Origin of the sequence: Phyllobacterium pellucidum (assembly GCF_013327855.1) — a bacterium.
In the GTDB taxonomy this organism is placed as follows: Bacteria; Pseudomonadota; Alphaproteobacteria; order Rhizobiales; family Rhizobiaceae; genus Phyllobacterium; species Phyllobacterium pellucidum.
The window spans coordinates 107,578-124,671 of sequence record NZ_JABUMX010000004.1 but is presented as its reverse complement, the minus strand read 5'-3'; the positions used below and the strand labels follow the sequence as shown (position 1 = coordinate 124,671).

Annotated in this window: 20 protein-coding genes; 11 read left to right on the top strand and 9 right to left on the bottom strand. The window is 56.7% G+C overall.

The window, feature by feature from the left end:
• Positions 1-174 precede the first annotated feature (174 nt).
• The 4 genes from HQ945_RS23200 to HQ945_RS17170 form a co-directional block, all read right to left on the bottom strand.
• The gene (locus HQ945_RS23200; RefSeq protein ID WP_162737230.1) at positions 175-282 is read right to left on the bottom strand and encodes an RraA family protein; all 108 of its coding nucleotides are present in this window, start codon (positions 280-282) and stop codon (positions 175-177) included.
• Between the two features lie 104 nt (positions 283-386).
• A complete protein-coding gene (locus tag HQ945_RS17180) occupies positions 387-2,033 on the bottom strand; it encodes a GMC family oxidoreductase (protein ID WP_113281307.1) in 1,647 nt (548 codons plus the stop codon).
• Between the two features lie 395 nt (positions 2,034-2,428).
• Entirely contained in the window at positions 2,429-3,088 is a 660-nt protein-coding gene (locus HQ945_RS17175; RefSeq protein ID WP_174208331.1) for an RraA family protein, read from the bottom strand.
• Positions 3,089-3,090: 2 nt separating this feature from the next.
• The gene (locus tag HQ945_RS17170) at positions 3,091-3,843 is read right to left on the bottom strand and encodes a FadR/GntR family transcriptional regulator (RefSeq protein ID WP_174208330.1); all 753 of its coding nucleotides are present in this window, start codon (positions 3,841-3,843) and stop codon (positions 3,091-3,093) included.
• 258 nt (positions 3,844-4,101) lie between these two features.
• Between HQ945_RS17170 and HQ945_RS17165 the strand changes: the two genes are divergently transcribed.
• From HQ945_RS17165 to HQ945_RS22920, 9 genes are all read left to right on the top strand, one after another.
• Complete coding sequence (locus HQ945_RS17165) at positions 4,102-4,914, top strand: transporter substrate-binding domain-containing protein (protein ID WP_091923280.1); 813 nt, start codon at positions 4,102-4,104, stop codon at positions 4,912-4,914.
• 77 nt (positions 4,915-4,991) lie between these two features.
• Positions 4,992-5,711 (top strand): amino acid ABC transporter permease, encoded by a 720-nt coding sequence (locus tag HQ945_RS17160; protein ID WP_051615044.1) that lies wholly within the window; start codon positions 4,992-4,994, stop codon positions 5,709-5,711.
• Positions 5,705-6,364 carry an amino acid ABC transporter permease gene (locus HQ945_RS17155; protein WP_162737237.1) on the top strand — a complete coding sequence of 220 codons (660 nt, stop codon included), beginning with the start codon at positions 5,705-5,707 and terminating at the stop codon, positions 6,362-6,364. Before HQ945_RS17160 ends, HQ945_RS17155 begins: the two co-directional genes overlap by 7 nt.
• A complete protein-coding gene (locus HQ945_RS17150; protein WP_091923277.1) occupies positions 6,345-7,076 on the top strand; it encodes an amino acid ABC transporter ATP-binding protein in 732 nt (243 codons plus the stop codon). Before HQ945_RS17155 ends, HQ945_RS17150 begins: the two co-directional genes overlap by 20 nt.
• Positions 7,077-7,111: 35 nt before the next feature.
• A complete protein-coding gene (locus HQ945_RS17145; protein ID WP_113281418.1) occupies positions 7,112-7,921 on the top strand; it encodes an HpcH/HpaI aldolase family protein in 810 nt (269 codons plus the stop codon).
• 34 nt (positions 7,922-7,955) lie between these two features.
• Entirely contained in the window at positions 7,956-8,774 is an 819-nt protein-coding gene (locus HQ945_RS17140; RefSeq protein WP_174208329.1) for an SDR family oxidoreductase, read from the top strand.
• A gap of 29 nt (positions 8,775-8,803) precedes the next feature.
• Positions 8,804-10,399 carry an FGGY-family carbohydrate kinase gene (locus tag HQ945_RS17135; RefSeq protein WP_113281302.1) on the top strand — a complete coding sequence of 532 codons (1,596 nt, stop codon included), beginning with the start codon at positions 8,804-8,806 and terminating at the stop codon, positions 10,397-10,399.
• A 23-nt stretch (positions 10,400-10,422) separates the two neighbouring features.
• The gene (locus tag HQ945_RS17130; RefSeq protein WP_113281301.1) at positions 10,423-12,018 is read left to right on the top strand and encodes a fucose isomerase; all 1,596 of its coding nucleotides are present in this window, start codon (positions 10,423-10,425) and stop codon (positions 12,016-12,018) included.
• Positions 12,019-12,241: 223 nt separating this feature from the next.
• Positions 12,242-12,406 (top strand): cold-shock protein, encoded by a 165-nt coding sequence (locus HQ945_RS22920; RefSeq protein WP_113281300.1) that lies wholly within the window; start codon positions 12,242-12,244, stop codon positions 12,404-12,406.
• Here the strand turns inward: HQ945_RS22920 and HQ945_RS17120 are convergent.
• The gene (locus tag HQ945_RS17120; RefSeq protein ID WP_113281299.1) at positions 12,370-12,747 is read right to left on the bottom strand and encodes a YciI family protein; all 378 of its coding nucleotides are present in this window, start codon (positions 12,745-12,747) and stop codon (positions 12,370-12,372) included. The two genes, HQ945_RS22920 and HQ945_RS17120, sit on opposite strands and share 37 nt — an antisense overlap.
• A gap of 62 nt (positions 12,748-12,809) precedes the next feature.
• Positions 12,810-12,956: a hypothetical protein gene (locus HQ945_RS17115; protein ID WP_155810897.1), complete on the bottom strand. Its 147-nt coding sequence runs from the start codon at positions 12,954-12,956 to the stop codon at positions 12,810-12,812.
• A 389-nt stretch (positions 12,957-13,345) separates the two neighbouring features.
• Between HQ945_RS17115 and HQ945_RS17110 the strand changes: the two genes are divergently transcribed.
• Entirely contained in the window at positions 13,346-13,792 is a 447-nt protein-coding gene (locus HQ945_RS17110) for a GFA family protein (RefSeq protein WP_174208328.1), read from the top strand.
• Between the two features lie 331 nt (positions 13,793-14,123).
• Here the strand turns inward: HQ945_RS17110 and HQ945_RS17105 are convergent, their stop codons facing one another.
• Both HQ945_RS17105 and HQ945_RS17100 read right to left on the bottom strand, forming a co-directional pair.
• The gene (locus HQ945_RS17105; RefSeq protein WP_174208327.1) at positions 14,124-14,315 is read right to left on the bottom strand and encodes a hypothetical protein; all 192 of its coding nucleotides are present in this window, start codon (positions 14,313-14,315) and stop codon (positions 14,124-14,126) included.
• Positions 14,302-14,568, bottom strand: coding sequence for a hypothetical protein (locus HQ945_RS17100; protein WP_174208326.1), 267 nt, complete (start codon positions 14,566-14,568; stop codon positions 14,302-14,304). The genes HQ945_RS17105 and HQ945_RS17100 overlap by 14 nt, the downstream gene beginning before the upstream one ends.
• A gap of 607 nt (positions 14,569-15,175) precedes the next feature.
• Between HQ945_RS17100 and HQ945_RS17095 the strand changes: the two genes are divergently transcribed.
• Positions 15,176-15,463 (top strand): hypothetical protein, encoded by a 288-nt coding sequence (locus HQ945_RS17095; protein ID WP_091923267.1) that lies wholly within the window; start codon positions 15,176-15,178, stop codon positions 15,461-15,463.
• 65 nt (positions 15,464-15,528) lie between these two features.
• Here the strand turns inward: HQ945_RS17095 and HQ945_RS17090 are convergent, their stop codons facing one another.
• The gene (locus tag HQ945_RS17090) at positions 15,529-16,929 is read right to left on the bottom strand and encodes an amidase (RefSeq protein WP_081815904.1); all 1,401 of its coding nucleotides are present in this window, start codon (positions 16,927-16,929) and stop codon (positions 15,529-15,531) included.
• Positions 16,930-17,094: the final 165 nt, after the last annotated feature.

Here is a 17,094-nt window from a genome sequence, read left to right as displayed (position 1 = left end):
AAACGCCCCAAAGTTGAAGGGGGGCGGCGCTATTTGGAATCCATTGGAGAATGGAGACTATGAACAGTTCGCGATTGCATTGTGAGTATCGCGTCACTCTTCTCCAAGTAAACCGGCCCCAGAAACAATTGATTGATCGTCGCGATCATCCGCCGCTTAGCCCAGTGCGCAGGCCTAGGCGAAATCGCGGACTGTACCGTTGACGATGGCGGCGGCCGCGCCCCGGGTTTTCGCTCCGGTGCTCATCAATTCGCCTGGGCAAATGTTCCTGTTTGTGGTCATTGAAATCGCACAAGCTCGGCCGAGCGCGAATCGCGCGGCCATTCTTGAGGGCGGCAAGTTGCAAGAACTCTTCCGCAGAAATCGCGAACCGGTGCGTCACACGCTCAAACCAGGTGAGTGGCTATTTCGGTTGCTATCGTGTGTGCCAAGCGAGCGGCCAACGTGATGGCGCTTAAAGTCGGATTAGCTTGCCCGGAAGTGGGGAACACGGCGCTGCTGGCAAGATACAGATTCCTGACCCCGAATACGCGACAATTACGATCGACGATGCCGGCCTTTGGGCTTAGTGCCATTCGGGCGGTTCCAATCTGATGGACGCCATCACCGGCCTGATCCATGACACTCGGTTGACGTTCTTCCGGTGGGCCATGCCAGATCAGTTCTCCTAGTCCGGTTGATTTCATCCAACGGTCAAGGTGATTATGAGTGTCGACAACGGCTTCGGCGTCTTTCGACTGAAAACGCAGGTCAAGAATCACCTTCCTTAAACCGAGCGCATCGCGTTCATTAACAAGGCGAATGCGCGAATCTACGTTGGGAAGATGCTCGGCGTGATAATGCAAAGGGTAACGCCGAGCACCGTTGAGCAGATGCAGACCAGGGAGCCTTCGGCTGGAAAGCGACCTCCCGTATATGAAGCGTGGGAGAAATTTCGCGATCGCCGGCAAGCCGCGAGCGACATTGAGTGCGTGCGCCGCTTTATGCCCACCGTCGCCCACATTAATGCGGCGCAGCGACTCACTTACCAAAACACGTCCCACCGGTGGTACGGATAGAGTGAGATAGGCTAGCGACAAGACTGCATCTCGATGGCTTGCATCGGCCATGGCGGGAAGCTTCGGCCAGAACGAAATATTGGTCAGGTTTTCCTTTGCCTGAAACTCACCGCTGCCGGTAATCCGCCGGCGCCCGAAAGCACCGTCCGGCCCGCGGAAGAAATCCAATGCTTTGTCGAGTCCAGCATGAGAAAAATGTATATCGGCAACATCGCCGGAAAGATGTCCCATATAGAATCTGCCGAGCGGACCCTCTTCTCCCCCAAAACGTTTTGGTGCTTCCGCTTGTGCAGCCAGTAGGAGACGGGTCGTTTCGACCCCACCGCAAGCAAAGATGTAAGCCTTGGCTTTAAGCAACCCCATCGAGCCATCGCGGCTCCTGACTTTGATCGCTTCTATACCGTCATCATGCGCGAAGCACATATCGGTCACTGTCGCACCGAGGCATGCCGTGATCAAAGGCGATCGCTCGATTTCCTTACGATAGGCCACGCCGAAGCTGACAGGCTGTGCATAGCGCATCAGATTGCCGGTAGAAAAGTTATTATCCACGAGCTTCAGTCCGCGAACAGGCTGCTGGAATGACTCGCCGCAATTGGCATAACGGCAGGCAATCTTCAGATAATCGGCAAACTCACTGTAGGCTATTGGCCATATCGCGTCTGCAGTAATTGGACGGTAGGCAAAGTCGATCGGATCAAGTGGAACGCAGCCCGCTCCCCAAAGATTTGATGTCCCGCCAAAGCTTCTTTGAACTGAAAGCGTCATGTCGCTGTTGCGTCGGATGTCCGCGCGTTCTGCATCCGACAGCGCCTGTGCGGCGGCATCAGGCTTGAACAGGCCGGACTCGATGAGCGTTATCGATTGTCCGAGCCGCGCAAGTTCCAATGCTGTTACGATTCCTACCGGTCCTGAACCGACCACACAAATATTGTGGACCTTCGACAGAAGGTTGGTTATATCACCGACGAACATGAAATCCCCCAGTTCTGTTCTCGGTCTTCAGTGCGCATTTGAGCCTGAAGGCTCGCTGAGTATAGTTGAACGCGACACCATTGGGCAAATCATCCATTTGGGCAGGTGTGCTAGTCGTGGATTGGCAGAATGCGCCAGGGCTGAACGGTGGCGGCGTCGCCTTATCAAGCACGTTCTTGGTGCAATTCATCGCTGCTGGTAACGACACGTTTCCAGGTATCCGCGTTTTCAGATGGAAACACCACTGGCTGATCGCATCACAGCTGATTTGGGAAGCCTCGCCCTAGCAGGATATGGCAGTTACCTTTCGGCGAACCACCGAGGAAGCTCGGTTGACATCAGGATGGGAACCCAAAGCGACGTTGGGTGGCCCGCCGTGGCGGGCCACCCCACATTCAAGCTGGCCAGACCGACTGCAACTTTTCTCCCGCAAGAATACGGTTTCGCGCGGCCGCCTCGTTTTTGCCGAGTGCATCGGCGGCATCAGCAACGTCGCGGAGGCGTTCTTTCGGTAGTGCAACAACACCATCGATATCGCCAAAGATGATATCGCCGGGGCTCACGGTCACCCTTCCGATTTTGACCGGCACCTGAGATTTTTTCGGTTCTTTCTTGCCGGTCACGCCCACGGGGCTCGGCGACGTACCGAACAATGGATAGCCCAGTGCGCGGACCTGGGCGAGATCGCGGACGGTACCGTTGACGATGGTGGCGGCCGCGCCCCGGGTTTTCGCTCCGGTGCTCATCAATTCTCCCGAACAGGATCCATCGGTACAAGAGGCGTCACAGACCAAAATTCCGCCCTTGGGCGTATTGTCAATCGCGTTATGGTAGACGTCCTGGGGCTCTCCCTTGCGATCAGAAGGTTCGAATAGAACGGTTACCGCGGGACCGCACACGACTTCTCCCGAGCCAAGGGCCCCAAGAAGCGAGATCCCGTCGAGGTATCCCCATAGGCCAAGATGCTCCATGCTGTCGTGGACGTCGCCGGAGTACCATTTCTTAAGGCGCTCTATGGAGTCCCAATCCGTGTCCGAATAGTTGAAATCAGGCATTTTCATTTTTCCTTAGCGTTGGCATTTTCGATCGCGACCCGCAGATAAGCTGCACTGTTGTCGATTTGGGCGCGCATTAGCGTTTTCGCACCAGCCTCATCACGGTTGCGGATCATTTCGAAGATCTCCGCGTGCTCGGCATAGGCGGCCGCGAGTGATTTGCTTGGTACACGGCTGGTGACGCGGATGACTTCGGTGATGAGGCCGTAGAGATTGTCGTAGAAGACAGACAGGATCGCATTTCCTGTCGAGTGTACGAGAGCCAGATGAAAGGCTGCGTCCGCCTGCGTAAATCCTGCAAAATCCTCCTTGTCGCGAGCGACGCGCATCGCTTCAAGGGCCGCCTCTACCTCGGCATTCACCGGCTGTGCCTTGGCTGTCAGCAGGCCCACCACCTCGGTTTCGATCATGCGGCGTACGACCATCAACTGTAGGAGATATTCCGAGTCGCTGGCGAAGCGTTGCCGAACCGTAACGGCGAGCGTCCCCAGAAACTCAGCGACATCATCCCGGACGACGATGGTGCGTTCACCGTGTCGACGTCTGACGAGTCCCTTGGTCTCAAGGATTTGCATCGCTTCTCGCACAGACCGCGTGGATACACCAAAGTCACGGGCAATTTCACTTTCCGATGGAAGCCGCTCCCCAATCGGCAAGGCGCCCGAAATGATCTGGTCCTCGAGCGCACTCGCGACCGAGGAATGAAGCCTGCTTCGCGGCCTCGCTTCAGGCGGCGCCTGTTCGGTGGATCTCATTTTCGCCCTCTCTTTCAGTCCCACGACCGCAATTGCAATCACAGGTGGCCGTCGCTCTTCATCACAATCATGTGCTGCAATTTATTCAGCGAACGTGCTTGACTCATACTTATGTCATAAGTCATATGTCAAGAGTTAGTTCAGGGCACGCACGGTAAGTGGCAGTCGCTCTGCAGGTCGCCCGGACGTTAGGGCGGTGGCAAGCAAACGGTACGCCACGATTAGTGCGATCCGTAACGAACGAGGGAGGAGAATAAAATGATCAAACGTTTGCGACATTTGGTCGGCGGCATCATTGCCCTGGCGGCCGTTTTGGCTGCATCTGCAACAGGTGCAAGTGCACAGACGACGGCGGATATCGCCAAGAAGGGCAGCGTCACCATCGGTGTTCTAACCGGCATCCCGCCTTATGATACGGTAGATGCCAACGGCAACACCGACGGGTTCATCGTCGACCTTGCCAAGGAGGCCGCAGCTGCCCTTGGTGTAAAGCTCGAGATTGTACCGGTGAACAACGCTTCACGGGCTGCAGCGCTTGAGTCCGGCCGCGTGGATTTCCTCATCGCGCAAATGACCGCGACACCGGAACGGGCCAAGACGTTCCTTATGACCAATCCCTACGGCGCCTATGAGATGCGCTTTGTTGCGGCCAAGGATATGAAGCTGACTTCGCTCGACGATCTCAAAGGTAAGCGAGTTTCTGTACCTAAAGGCAGTACACAGGACGTTGCAGTCAGCGGTTACGGTGTCGAAGGTCTTGAAGTCGTTCGATTCGACGACGATGCGCTTGCGATGCAGGCGCTGATCTCCGGTCAGGTCGATGCAACAGCTGCTGTTGCCGCGGTCGCCAACGACATCATTACCAAGCGTAATCTCAGCAATCTCGAAGTGAAGAAAGACGTTCCGCTCTTCACCCTCTATTGGTCGATGGCCACGCGCAAAGATGCGACTGAACTCCACCAGTGGCTGAACAACTTCATCTACTACATCGAAGTGACCGGCAAGCTTGATCAACTGCACAGGAAGTGGATCGGCATTCCTGTCCCCGGTGGCAAGCTTCCGACCTTCTAACACAACGTCGACTTGTGCATGCCCTGTCCCGAGCCGGATCGTCAAGATCCCCGGCTCGGGCACAGCAGGAGACCGTCATGGCATACGAGATGAATTTCACGCCCGTTTTGGCGCGAACGCCGGAATTGATCAGCGGCACCATCGACACTCTAATACTGTCGAGTCAGTCCATCGGCATCGGGCTAACGATCGGACTCGCAGCCGCGTTGCTACGCGTGGATGGCCCGAAGTGGGGCGCCGTTGTCAGCGCCACCTACGTTGAAGCCTTTCGCAATACGCCGCTGCTCGTGCAGCTGTTCCTTCTGTTTTTCGGGTTGCCCTATATGGGAATCCGACTGACTGCCAATGAGGCGGCAATCTTCGCAATTTCCCTTAACCTTGGAGCCTATTCGGCCGAAATCTTTCGAGCAGGCCTGCTCGCCATTCCGAAGACGCAAATCGAGGCGGGTCTCGCGCTGGGCCTCTCGCGCCTTCAGGTCATGCGCTATGTCGTTATTATTCCGGCACTGCGTATCATCTATCCCTCTCTGACCGGACAGCTCACGCTGACTCTGCTTGGCACGTCCATCGCGTCCGCCATTTCGGCGACCGAATTGACCCTGGCAGGCGCAAAGATCGAATCGCAGACCTTCCGCAGTCTCGAAACCTTTCTGGTTCTGGCGGCAATCTACATCACCATGACCTTCGTTTTCCGCTTTCTCTATTGGCTGGTCGGGCTGTGGCTGTTCCGTCGCCGCGTCCCCAAGACGGGGTCTGCAGCCGCAACACTCACCCTCCCCCGCGAGGTCGAATCATGATCCAGTCCTTCGGTTGGCAGAGCGTACAATTCCTTTTCCACGGTCTTGTGTGGACCGTGGGCCTCTCCCTGTGCACATTCGTCGGCGGCGGGATCTTCGGCCTGCTCTTTGCTATTGCGCGTTCCCTCGGCCCAAATTGGCTGCGGGCGCTGGTGGCGGGTTATATCCAGCTCGTTCAGGCAACTCCGCTGCTGATTGTCGTCTTCCTCTCCTATTACGGATTGAGCTTTCTTGGCTTCTATTTCCCGCCGTTGGCCGCGGCAGCGATCTCGCTGACGATTTACGCCACTGCATTCCTTGCCGATATCTGGCGCGGCTGTATCGAGGCCATTCCACGCACGCAATGGGAAGCAGCCGACGCACTCGCACTCAGCCCGTTCCAACGCCTGCGCTATGTGATCCTGCCACAGGCATTTCAAATCTCGCTCGGTCCCACAGTCGGGTTCATGGTGCAGATCGTGAAGAATACGTCCGTGACCGCTCTGATTGGCTTCGTCGAACTGACACGGGCCGGCCAGCTCCTCAACAACATGACGTTCCAGCCCTTCCACGTCTTCCTGACGGTCGCCGCGATGTACTTCGTCGTTTGCTATCCCCTGTCGTGGTGGAGCGAGAAACTCAAGGAAAGAAAACATGCCGGCACTGCGCATTGAGAATCTCAAAAAATCCTACGGCAACGTTCCTGTCCTCAAAGGCATAAATCTTGCGGTGGAAAACGGCGATGTCGTCGCGGTAATAGGCCGCTCGGGCTCTGGCAAGAGCACCATGCTCCGCTGCATCAACGGGCTTGAGCCGTTCCAGGAAGGCACGATCGAAGTTGTAGGCCACAAGCTCGACCAATCCCGCGCCAACCTGCGTGAATTGCGCAAGGAGGTCGGCATGGTGTTTCAAAGCTATAACCTCTTCCCGCACCTTTCCGTCGCCGAAAACATCACGCTTGCGCCACGGGTCGTCAAAGGGCTGCCACGTGATGAAGGTTCAGCGCTGGTGCGGGAGGTCCTGAGCCGTGTCGGATTGGCAGAGAAGGCAGATGCTTATCCGGACGAATTATCGGGCGGTCAGCAACAGCGCGTTGCCATAGCGCGATCCTTGGCAATGAAGCCAAAGGTAATGCTATTCGACGAGGTGACGTCGGCGCTCGATCCCGAACTGACAGGCGAGGTTCTCAAGACGATCGCTCAGCTCGCTGAAGCCGGCATGACCATGGTTCTGGTCACGCACGAGATGGGGTTCGCCCGCCGCGTCGCCACCCGCACCGTCTTCATGCACCAGGGCACGGTCTGGGAAGAAGGTAAATCGGAAGAAATCTTCACCCATCCAAAAACGCCGGAACTAAAAAACTTCATCGCGCCCGATCTCAAGTGAGCGGCCAAGCCATTACCACCAAGGAGACTGAGAAATTGCCCGGACCAGAGAACACCAAACTAGCCAGCAAGTTGAAAAACGGCGAACCGACGTTCGGCGCCACTTTTTACACGGGATCGACGGTTGCCATCGAGGCCGCCGGAAACTGGGGGCTCGACTTCGCCTTCATCGACGCCGAACACACGCCGGTCAACGTCGATGCACATATGGAAAAACTGGTGCTTGTCGCGCTGCTCGCGGGAATCGCGCCTCTCGTGCGGGTGCGCGGTACCAATGAATGGGACATTCGCAAGTCGCTCGAATTCGGGGCAACGGGGGTTATCGTGCCGCAAGTCGGCACGGCCGAACAGGCGCGCGCCATCGTGAGGGCCGCTAAATTCCCGCCCTTTGGCCGCCGTGGCGGTGATGCCAGTTGTCGTGCCGCCGGTTTTGCCGGGCCCGGTTTCCAGTGGTCGGCCTACATGGAGCACGAGAACGCAACCCGTCTCGTCATTCCAATGGCCGAGAGCTACGAGTTCTTCGACAATATCGACGAGATCCTCGACGTCGAAGGTATCGACGTCATCAACTTCGGACCGGCGGACTATTCGATTTCGCGGCGCATCTCCATCGACTATTCGATGTCGCATCCTGAAATCGAGGAGAAGCTCGCCGAGCTCATCGAAAAATGCCATGCGCGCGGCATCAAGGTGATGGCACCATGCATTCCGCCTGTTGCCGAGAACGTCTCCGCGCTCAAGAAGAAGGGCGTCGACATGATCATCATGGGAAATGACGTCCTGTTCCTCAATGAGGGACTGCGCCGCGCGCGCGAAGCGGTTGATACATCCGCTAAGTCCGCTTGACTACCGAACATTTAAGGACACCAGGAAAAACACCATGAGTGATGCATTTGATATCAGTGGCCGCGTCGCGGTCGTCACGGGCGGTCTCGGTCAGCTAGGCACGCAATTCTCCAAGTCGCTTGCGGAAGCCGGCGTAAAGGTAGCAATCTTCAGCAGACGTCCTTTCAGCGCCGAGAAGCTTGCCGAAAAGTTCCCGGACCTCACAGACCGCATTCGCGTCTACGAAGCAAGCGTGACCGACAAGGCCGCCCTCGAAAAGGCGACCGAACAACTGATCGACGATTGGGGTGTCCCGCACATCCTCGTCAACAATGCCGGAATCGACTCCAAGCCAGATGGCTCGGCGGAGCAGAATGCGCCCTTCGAGGTCTACCCGCAGAAATATTGGGATGAAATTATCGATACCAACCTTACGGGCGTCATGCTGACCAGCCAGGTCGTCGGCAGCAAGATGGCTGAGGTCGGGCGCGGTTCGATCATCAATGTCGGCTCGATTTACGGCATCGTCTCGCCGAACCAAGCTCTCTACGCTTATCGCGAAGAGCGCGACGGCATTCCATTCGTCAAGGCGATCTCCTACGCCGCGTCGAAGTCGGGCCTGGTCAACCTGACGCGCTATCTCGGCACTTATTGGGGAACGAAGAACGTTCGCGTCAACCTCATCTCCTTCGGCGGCGTAAAGACGGCAAGCTTCGATAAGGAATTCGTCGAAGCCTTCCTCGACCGCGTGCCCATGCGCCGGCAGGCCGAGATCAATGAGTACAACGGAGTGATCCGCTTCCTTGCCTCCGATGCCTCGTCCTACATGACCGGCTCGAATGTGGTCGTGGATGGCGGCTTTACTGCCTGGTAGTCGGTGCGGGAACGACACGGGAAAATCGCATGGAAGCATTTTTGGGAATTGACGTCGGGACGGGCAGTGCCCGCGCCGGCGTCTTCGATGCCCGGGGCACGCTGCTCGGAACAGGTATTGCCGCGATCGAAACGCTTCGCCCGCGCCCGAACTTCGCCCAGCAGAGCTCAGCCGGCGTCTGGCGCGCAGTTTGTATGGCGGTGGTTGCGGCGACAGAAAGAGCCGGAATCGCCCCTGCCAGCATCGTCGGTATCGGCTTCGACGCCACCTGCTCGCTCGTCGTTGCCGGTGAGACGGGACAAGCGGTAAGCGTCTGCCCCAATTCGACACCGGATAGTGACATCATCCTTTGGATGGACCACCGGGCAATTGGCGATGCCGATGAAATCAACGCAATTGGCGGCGAGGTTCTTGACTATGTCGGCGGACGTATATCTCCGGAAATGCAGATGCCAAAACTTCGGTGGCTTAAGCGCGAACTGCCGGAGAGCTGGAAGATTGCCGCTACGTTTTGGGACCTTCCCGACTGGCTCGTCCACAGGGCGACAGGCACCAGCACCCGGTCCGTCTGCTCGGCTGTGTGCAAGTGGACCTATCTCGGGCACAAGGGGTTCAATGGCGAAGGATGGGATCAAGAATTCTTCGCCGCAATTGGCCTTGGCGATCTCGGGGACAGTGATCACCTGGCGATCGGCAACCAATTTGCGCCGGCGGGAACCGCCATTGGACAATTGAGCGAGACTGCAGCGGGGGAACTCGGCCTTCAACCTGGTATTGCCGTTTCGAGCGGCATGATCGACGCCTATGCAGGCGCGCTTGGAACGTTGGGAGTCAGCGCTGCTCGCGGCGCAAGCCTTGCGCTTATTGGCGGCACATCATCATGTCACATTGTAACTTCCGAAGAACCTATCTTCGTCGGCGGCGTATGGGGACCCTATTATTCCGTGCTGCTTCCAGGAGTATGGGCCAGTGAAGGCGGGCAATCCGCCGCCGGCGCGCTGATCGATGCTGTGATCGCTCGCCACGCCGCCAGCGCCACGCTTGGCGACAATAGTAGGCCCGCCGAACAATTGCATCGGCACCTGGCCGCTATGGCGGACGAGACCGCCTTCTTGACGGCGGATAGGCACGTCAACCCCGATTTTCACGGAAACCGTTCGCCCTTGGCGCAAGCGTGGCGAAAAGGCGCGGTGAGCGGGCTCACCCTTGATTCCGATGTTGACGACCTTGCACTCGACTATCTCGCGACCATCCAAGCCCTCGCCTATGGCACGCGCCATATCATTGAAGAGATGCAACGCAAGGGGATCGAGGTGTCGAGCCTCGTAGTCAGTGGCGGGCTCGCAAAGAATCCACTTTATCTCCGGGAGCATGCCGACGCGACGGGGTGCCGTGTGGTGGTGCCGGCGCAATCGGAACCAGTGCTGCTGGGTTCTGCCATTCTCGGCGCCGTAGCGGCCGGCGCATTTAATGACATTGCTTCCGCGATGTCAGCCATGAGCGGAGACGGAACGGTTGTCGAACCACGATCCGGAAAGATTCGGCGGTATCACCAGGCAAAATACAAAGTGTTCCGCAGGATGCAGGAAGACTTTGCCGCTTACGCGCAAATCATGTCGGCCTAGCCGCTGAATTAAGAGGAACGATTATGACCAGGATAATGCTTGTCGCCAGCGGTGACCTGCGGGAGAGTGCGAATGTCAAGTGCTGGCCGGCCCAGGCGGCGATGGAGCGGAAACTCACCGAGGTATTGGCCAGTCTAGGCCACGACCTCGTGCGCGCCCATCCGTTCCGAAATGAAAAGGGCCACGGGTTTATCGCCTCACAGCGCGAAGGCATGGACATTTTTGCCACGATCGACCCCGCGGTGCCGCTTATTGTCGCCGAGGCGGTCTGGCAATATTCGCATCACGTGCTCGCCGGCCTCGTCAACCACAGCGGACCAATCTTGACTGTTGCCAACTGGGCCGGGGAATGGCCCGGGCTCGTCGGACTTCTCAATCTGAACGGTTCCCTCACCAAAGCCGGCGTCGCCTACTCGACACTATGGAGCGAGACATTCGACGACACCTTCTTTCGCTCTGGACTAAAGAAGTGGCTCGAAACTGGTAGAATCGAGCATGACACGTCGCATGCCATCGCATTGGACAAGGCTCGCTTGCCCGCCGAGGCAGCGAGGCTTGGCCGGGAGCTTGCAAAATCCATCCGGCGCGACAAGGTCATCCTTGGCGTTTTTGATGAAGGCTGCATGGGTATGTACAATGCAATCATCCCCGACGAACTCCTGATGCCGCTGGGTTTCTGGAAGGAACGGCTGTCCCAATCGACGCTCTACCACGCAACGATGCAAGTATCAGAGACCGAAGCGCGTCAAGTGTACAATTGGATGGTCGCAAAGGGCTTGACATTCCACCTCGGTGACGATCCGAAAATTGAGCTTACCGAAGCGCAGGTTATCGACCAATGCCGCATGTACACCGCCGTGGTGCGAATAGCCGACGCCTTCGGCTGCGAGGCGGTTGGAATTCAGTATCAGCAGGGGCTGAAGGACCTTCTTCCAGCCTCTGATCTCGTCGAGGGAATGCTCAATAATGATGACCGCCCCGACGTCATCGGCCGCGATGGCAAGCCGATCAAGCCGGGCGAAGCGATCGTCCATTTCAACGAAGTCGATGAGTGCGCAGCGCTCGATGGAGTCATGACCAATCGCGTTCATCGCGCGCTTGGCCAGCCGGTGGAAAATACCTTGCACGATATTCGCTGGGGCGACATAGACCGCTCGGGTGGCCGCGACGATTTCATCTGGGTCTTCGAGATTTCGGGAGCGGCGCCTCCGGCACACCACGAGGGTGGCTGGGCAGGATCGGAAAGCTTCCGCCAACCGGCAATGTTCTTTCCTGCCGGAGGCGGCACTCTGCGCGGTGTCGCTAAAGCCGGTGAACTCGTGTGGAGCCGAATCTTTATGGCAGAGGGCACGCTTCATATGGATACTGGTCGCGGCCAGGCCGTAGCGTTGTCAGAAGCTGAGACGGAGCGACGGTCGCGGGCCACCAATCCCGAATGGCCTATCATGCACGCCGTCCTGACAGGCGTTGATCGCGACGCCCTGATGGCACGGCATAAAGCGAACCATGTTCAAGTTGCCTATGGCACCTCGGCCGAGGCGGCGGACGCAGCCATGTGGACGAAAGCAGCGCTCGCGGCCGAGTTGGGTATCTCCGTCAATATCTGCGGGTTGAATTAAAGCGCATGCAATCTCGGCGGCCTATGAAACCTTCCTTTCGCTGCGCATTTGTTCCGTGTGAGACACCGTAATGGCGCCGGCATTGCCATGTTCAGAGCAAAAGTCGGCCACTCAAGTTTGTCATAAGGACAGCCGACAATGGGTATTCCATCCGTCGGTGATGCCACGGCTTCATCCTACCACTGCCCTCGATACTTTGTTATTTGCAACAGAGGGGAGGCGCATGGCTACTGGTACAGTTAAGTGGTTCAACTCCCAGAAGGGCTTCGGGTTCATTCAGCCAGATAGCGGGGGTACAGACGTGCTCGTACATATTTCGGCGGTCGAGCGAGCTCCCACCGGGAGTGCCAATCAATCCCTGTCTGATAGCGTCGCCCCGGACTGGTAGAGCAAGACCGGGCGGATTTCATAGACGGCGGTCGGATTGGCACGGCGCAAGTCGCGGGCAATGGCGATCGCCCCCTCAATTGCAGGGCACTCAACAACATAGAAGCCAAGCAATTGCTCCTTTGTTTCTGTAAACGGCCCATCAGTGACGATACCGGCTCCCTTGCCGCGCAATGTGACCGCGCGCCGGGTCGGCCCAAGGCGGGCCGCCGGGCCCAGGCTCTTTTCCTTTATAAGGCGGTCGCCGATTTCCAGAAGTTCGGCCATCAAAGATGCGTCCTCCTCTTTCGACCATGATTCGACAATCTCTTCCTCGTGATAGGCCAAGATGGCGTAGAACATGAACTGCGTCCCTCTTTTCAGACGATGATGACAGGAAAAATCGGCGGCGATCGTCCCGATTGCTATTTCTGGCGCACGGCGGATCCGACGAGCCACACGATGAGGGATAGCAGTCCGGCTCCGACCGCTGCTCCTCCGAGAAGCTCGACAAGATATCCTGTTGCGGGAACGCTTCGCGCCCTGCCCGTATAGAGTATCCATATGGCCATCAGCAGGCATCCAAGTATAGCGCCCCACATAGCAGATCTCGTTAAACTGAGTTTCCTCATCTTTTCTCCGGAAGGGCGTTAGAGGAAGCGGACGTTCGCCTTGGCTATGCTGGACGATCAAACAAGGCATGCCAAATGAGTGGTACGCCAAAATAGATTATCGCGGCCGCAATGAAAACCAAAGCAAAGATAAACCAGGCTCTGACACTGCTCTTCATATGGATTCCCCCGACGTGGTGCATGTTGCCAAGCGGCCGCCAAAATAATGCTACACCATCGCGAGACCAAATCTTTATTCGCTGGGTCCCAATTCTTGGCAATCGATCCAAAATGTATAAATGCAAATTTTCCGACGCGGAACTAAATTTCAGGCAATTGGTTCGAAATGAATGACACAAAGGCTGGAAACCTGCGCCTGCTTTTGCGGGCAAGTCACCGCCGAGGCCGAGGGCGAACCGTTCTGGATCTGCTACGATCACGACGATGATTGTCGCCGCGCGATCGGATCACCGCTGACGATCTGGGTGGGTTACAAAACGGCACAATTTCGCTTTACGCATGAGCCACCAAAGACCTTCTCAAGAACGAGTGGGGTAGTGCGCAGCTTCTGCGGTACCTGTGGCACCTCAATCGGGTATGAGGATGAGGGCATAGCCGGCGAGATATATTTGACGATTGGCTTCTTCGATCATCCTGAACATTTCGCTCCCGCTGCGCATGCCTATTGGCAGTTAAGGCTTCCCTGGATTGCCTTCGATGATACCTTGCCAAGAATAGATCAGTACTCGCGACCGCGCGACGCCGCCTATGGCACGCCGCGTGACCGGAAGAAGTGAGAGAACACCTCCGGGAAGTGCGCGGGTAGGCAAGGGGGCTTTTTAGTGGCTGCCAAATTAGCGAATGGCTTATTCCGCGGGACAAAGCTTTTTGGTGGCCTGAGCTTTCCCGTTGAGCTTGGCAGATTGCCTGCGCTTCATCATATCGAATGCAATTATGGCGCCCAATACGACGGGGCCGCCTAGAACGATGAAATACCATAGGTATAGCGTCATCGGTTTCCTTCATTTGTGACAGGAGATTGATTTCAGTCGAAAGAATGTCTTGCCTGCAAGGCCATAGGATTGTGCCCTTTTTAGCGTGAGCAAAAGGGGCTCGAAAAAAATGTGGCTAACGGCGACTCTTTCGCGCGCTGACCGAAGCATTGATCCGCTCGCAATCACCGTTGAATTTGATGATCAACTGTTCGGGATCATCCCTGTTGAGGTTAAACGCTTCCATAAGGTGATCGACAGTGTAGGTTTCTCCGATTTTGCCCGGAGGGCGGTTCTTCCATGTAGAAGTCGTCTTATCGTTGGTCATCTGTTTTCCTCGCATGTGAATGGCTGTCTCTTATGAGCGGAATGCCATCTCCGCCTTGAGCATCGCGCCTGGCGTCGGTCAGCATGGCCTCTCGCTCGCTGCGCGATCGGCGGCGCATCGATGTGATCGATTTATTTGAAATCCGAAACTGTCCGCAGGTCGGGCAGAAGAATTCAACAAAATCGCCGTCTCGGGGTAGCACTTCATGAACAGGTTCATCGGAAATAGGGCAATTATAATAGGTTTTTAGCATATATCCTCCGTTGAGCAGTATACACCCTCCATCAGCATTCACCTAAGAAACCGCGCCCCTTCCAAAATTACGTGTTGATGTTGAATATCCGGCTTTTTGCACCCTTCAAGACGGAAGGAAGTAAACGCTCGCGCCCAGGAACACGATCAGGATCAGGGCAAAAGCGGCAATCCGGAGATACCAGGCTCTATTATTGTTCATGCCGATCGATCATCTCATATGCTGGCGTAAAATGAAAAACAGCCACACTCCGACAATGAGAGCCATCGCAGTCAGGGCATGGAAGAGCGAGCCGCCTGAAAACATATCTGCCGCAATCGTCGTCATTAGACCCGTAAATGATTAATGGTTCAGTGATGGAACGCGGGCCAAACCTGTCTGTTCCATGAGACGCAGGCGATAGAGACAAATGCTGCGGTATCGCCACATTTGCAAGTAATGCATCGTTCGGAAAGAGGTGGCGTATGAAGATGTCACTAGTGAGCGGCAGCGAATACGGGACTATCAACAGCAAATACGATAGTGTTGCACTACGGAATACCCGCGTCGGCCACCAAATGGGAGGCTTCGTACACAGGATAGACCCATAGAATGAGGAATTCGAACGATGCGCAATGCAGTTACAAATTCAAACGACACGTTTTCTAAGAAACTTTCCCGGAGCCGTATCCTGCTGATCGTGGTTCCGCTCATGGTGCTCGCGTCGTGTGCTTCTTCCGAAAAAAAGTGGGTCCACAGCGAGGCTCCGGCGACTCCGGCAGACAATGATATGGTGCAGTGCAAATATCAGGCCGCGAGTGCAACGGCTTCCTTGGCTTCCGATAGTTCTGCCAGACGGAAGGAAGAAGCCAATCTGATCAATAGCTGCATGCAAGCAAAGGGATACAAACAGTAATCAACAATCGGTGTGCAGCTGTTGCCTGGCGCCAAGACCTGCCTTCCGGACTGACATTCATGAAATCAAACATGGCGGGGCGGTCGTGGGTCTATCGGCGTCGGTGGATGAAGGTCCAAAAGGAGTTCCAGTGCTCGGGCGGCAGCAAGTACCTGTCCCTCGGCGCGGGTGCGGCCGACGATTTGTAGTCCGACCGGACGTCCATCTTTGGTGAACCCGCAAGGCAGGCTGAGCGCCGGCGACGCTGTCAGGGAAATTGCGTAGGCTATTGCCAGCCATTCGAAATAATTCGGAAAGGTGTAGCCGGCACATTCCTTCACGTATCTGTCGCTGGCAGGATACGCGGCAACGATCGTGGCCGGACAGAGGAGGAGGTCATAAGTCTCGAAAAAGGCATGCATCCTTCGGTAAATCGCCGCGCGATTGTTTTCCGCTTTTACGATATCTGCCATCGAATAGCTGAGCCCCTTTTCAATATTCCATACGACTTCCGGCTTCATTTTGTCCCGATATGGTTCCAGAAGCGCGCCGTAACTTATGGCAAAGGCCATGCCGCGTAGGACGCTGAACGTGTCATGGGCCTCCGAGAGATCGGGATGCGCCTCTTCAACATGCGTGCCAATTGCCGCCAAGCTTGCAGCTGCTGCGCGACAGATCGAGGCGACCTCCGGGTCAACGGGCGTAATGCCAAGATCGGCGGAAAAGGCCACCCGCGCCGGCCGCCAGCCGGAGCGCGCTGCGGCAAGGAAACTCTCGGTCCGCGGTAACGACAGAGGGTCAGCAGGGCTATCGCCGGTCATCGCATCCAGCAAAAGCGCTGTGTCTTCGACGTTACGAGCCATAGGACCGTTGACGCTCAGCAGGTCATCGATCTTGAATCGTGCACTGCGAGGAACGCGGCCCGGGCTTGGGCGCAGGCCCACTACGCCGCAGAAGCTTGCGGGATTGCGCAAGCTGCCTCCAAGGTCGGAGCCTTGCGCGACCCAGGCCATGCCAGTGGCAAGAGCAACGGCGGCTCCACCCGAGGAGCCTGCAGCGGACAGGTCGGTATTCCAGGGATTCAATGTTGTCCCGAAGACGTCGTTGAATGTATTGCCACCAGCACCAAATTCTGGGGTGTTCGACTTGGCGTAAACAACACCGCCCTCGGCCTCCAGCCTCTCGACAAGAATGTCGGATTGTTCGGGAACATGGTCTGCAAATATTGTCGAGCCATAGGTGCTGCGAACGTCGGAAACGTCTGTCAGGTCCTTGATCGGCACAGGCAATCCCGCCAAACGACCGCGGCGCCCGAGAGGCTGTTGGAGCAGGCGACGGGCTCGATCGCGGGCGCGATCGAGGCAAAGAATAGGAAGTGCGTTGACGACGTTCTCGACGGCGGCAATGCGAACCACAAGTGCATCGAGACAATCGAGCGGCGTTACCTCACCGCCATTTAACAGATCGACCACCTCGCAGGCAGACATGCCCGTTAGACCAATATCGCCTGCCACGACGCTATTCTCCGATGGAACGTGTCCAAGCGAAAACACTATACCAATGTTCGGCGTGATGTGTCTCAAAAATAGGCATGCCGGGATGTCCTGTAGCGGGTCTGGCAGCTTTGCAGCAGGTCGCTTCAATGCGGCGAA

What these genes read in the sequence shown, in the direction of transcription:
- HQ945_RS17095 (WP_091923267.1), top strand. Translation starts at nt 15,176, where the DNA reads ATGCGCAATGCAGTTACAAATTCAAACGACACGTTTTCTAAGAAACTT.
- HQ945_RS17170 (WP_174208330.1), bottom strand. Translation starts at nt 3,843, where the DNA reads ATGAGATCCACCGAACAGGCGCCGCCTGAAGCGAGGCCGCGAAGCAGG.
- HQ945_RS17175 (WP_174208331.1), bottom strand. Translation starts at nt 3,088, where the DNA reads ATGCCTGATTTCAACTATTCGGACACGGATTGGGACTCCATAGAGCGC.
- HQ945_RS17150 (WP_091923277.1), top strand. Translation starts at nt 6,345, where the DNA reads ATGCCGGCACTGCGCATTGAGAATCTCAAAAAATCCTACGGCAACGTT.
- HQ945_RS17100 (WP_174208326.1), bottom strand. Translation starts at nt 14,568, where the DNA reads ATGCTAAAAACCTATTATAATTGCCCTATTTCCGATGAACCTGTTCAT.
- HQ945_RS17160 (WP_051615044.1), top strand. Translation starts at nt 4,992, where the DNA reads ATGGCATACGAGATGAATTTCACGCCCGTTTTGGCGCGAACGCCGGAA.
- HQ945_RS23200 (WP_162737230.1), bottom strand. Translation starts at nt 282, where the DNA reads ATGACCACAAACAGGAACATTTGCCCAGGCGAATTGATGAGCACCGGA.
- HQ945_RS17165 (WP_091923280.1), top strand. Translation starts at nt 4,102, where the DNA reads ATGATCAAACGTTTGCGACATTTGGTCGGCGGCATCATTGCCCTGGCG.
- HQ945_RS17120 (WP_113281299.1), bottom strand. Translation starts at nt 12,747, where the DNA reads ATGTTCTACGCCATCTTGGCCTATCACGAGGAAGAGATTGTCGAATCA.
- HQ945_RS17105 (WP_174208327.1), bottom strand. Translation starts at nt 14,315, where the DNA reads ATGACCAACGATAAGACGACTTCTACATGGAAGAACCGCCCTCCGGGC.
- HQ945_RS17090 (WP_081815904.1), bottom strand. Translation starts at nt 16,929, where the DNA reads ATGTCTGCCTGCGAGGTGGTCGATCTGTTAAATGGCGGTGAGGTAACG.
- HQ945_RS17115 (WP_155810897.1), bottom strand. Translation starts at nt 12,956, where the DNA reads ATGGCCATATGGATACTCTATACGGGCAGGGCGCGAAGCGTTCCCGCA.
- HQ945_RS17180 (WP_113281307.1), bottom strand. Translation starts at nt 2,033, where the DNA reads ATGTTCGTCGGTGATATAACCAACCTTCTGTCGAAGGTCCACAATATT.
- HQ945_RS17135 (WP_113281302.1), top strand. Translation starts at nt 8,804, where the DNA reads ATGGAAGCATTTTTGGGAATTGACGTCGGGACGGGCAGTGCCCGCGCC.
- HQ945_RS17110 (WP_174208328.1), top strand. Translation starts at nt 13,346, where the DNA reads ATGACACAAAGGCTGGAAACCTGCGCCTGCTTTTGCGGGCAAGTCACC.
- HQ945_RS17140 (WP_174208329.1), top strand. Translation starts at nt 7,956, where the DNA reads ATGAGTGATGCATTTGATATCAGTGGCCGCGTCGCGGTCGTCACGGGC.
- HQ945_RS17130 (WP_113281301.1), top strand. Translation starts at nt 10,423, where the DNA reads ATGACCAGGATAATGCTTGTCGCCAGCGGTGACCTGCGGGAGAGTGCG.
- HQ945_RS22920 (WP_113281300.1), top strand. Translation starts at nt 12,242, where the DNA reads ATGGCTACTGGTACAGTTAAGTGGTTCAACTCCCAGAAGGGCTTCGGG.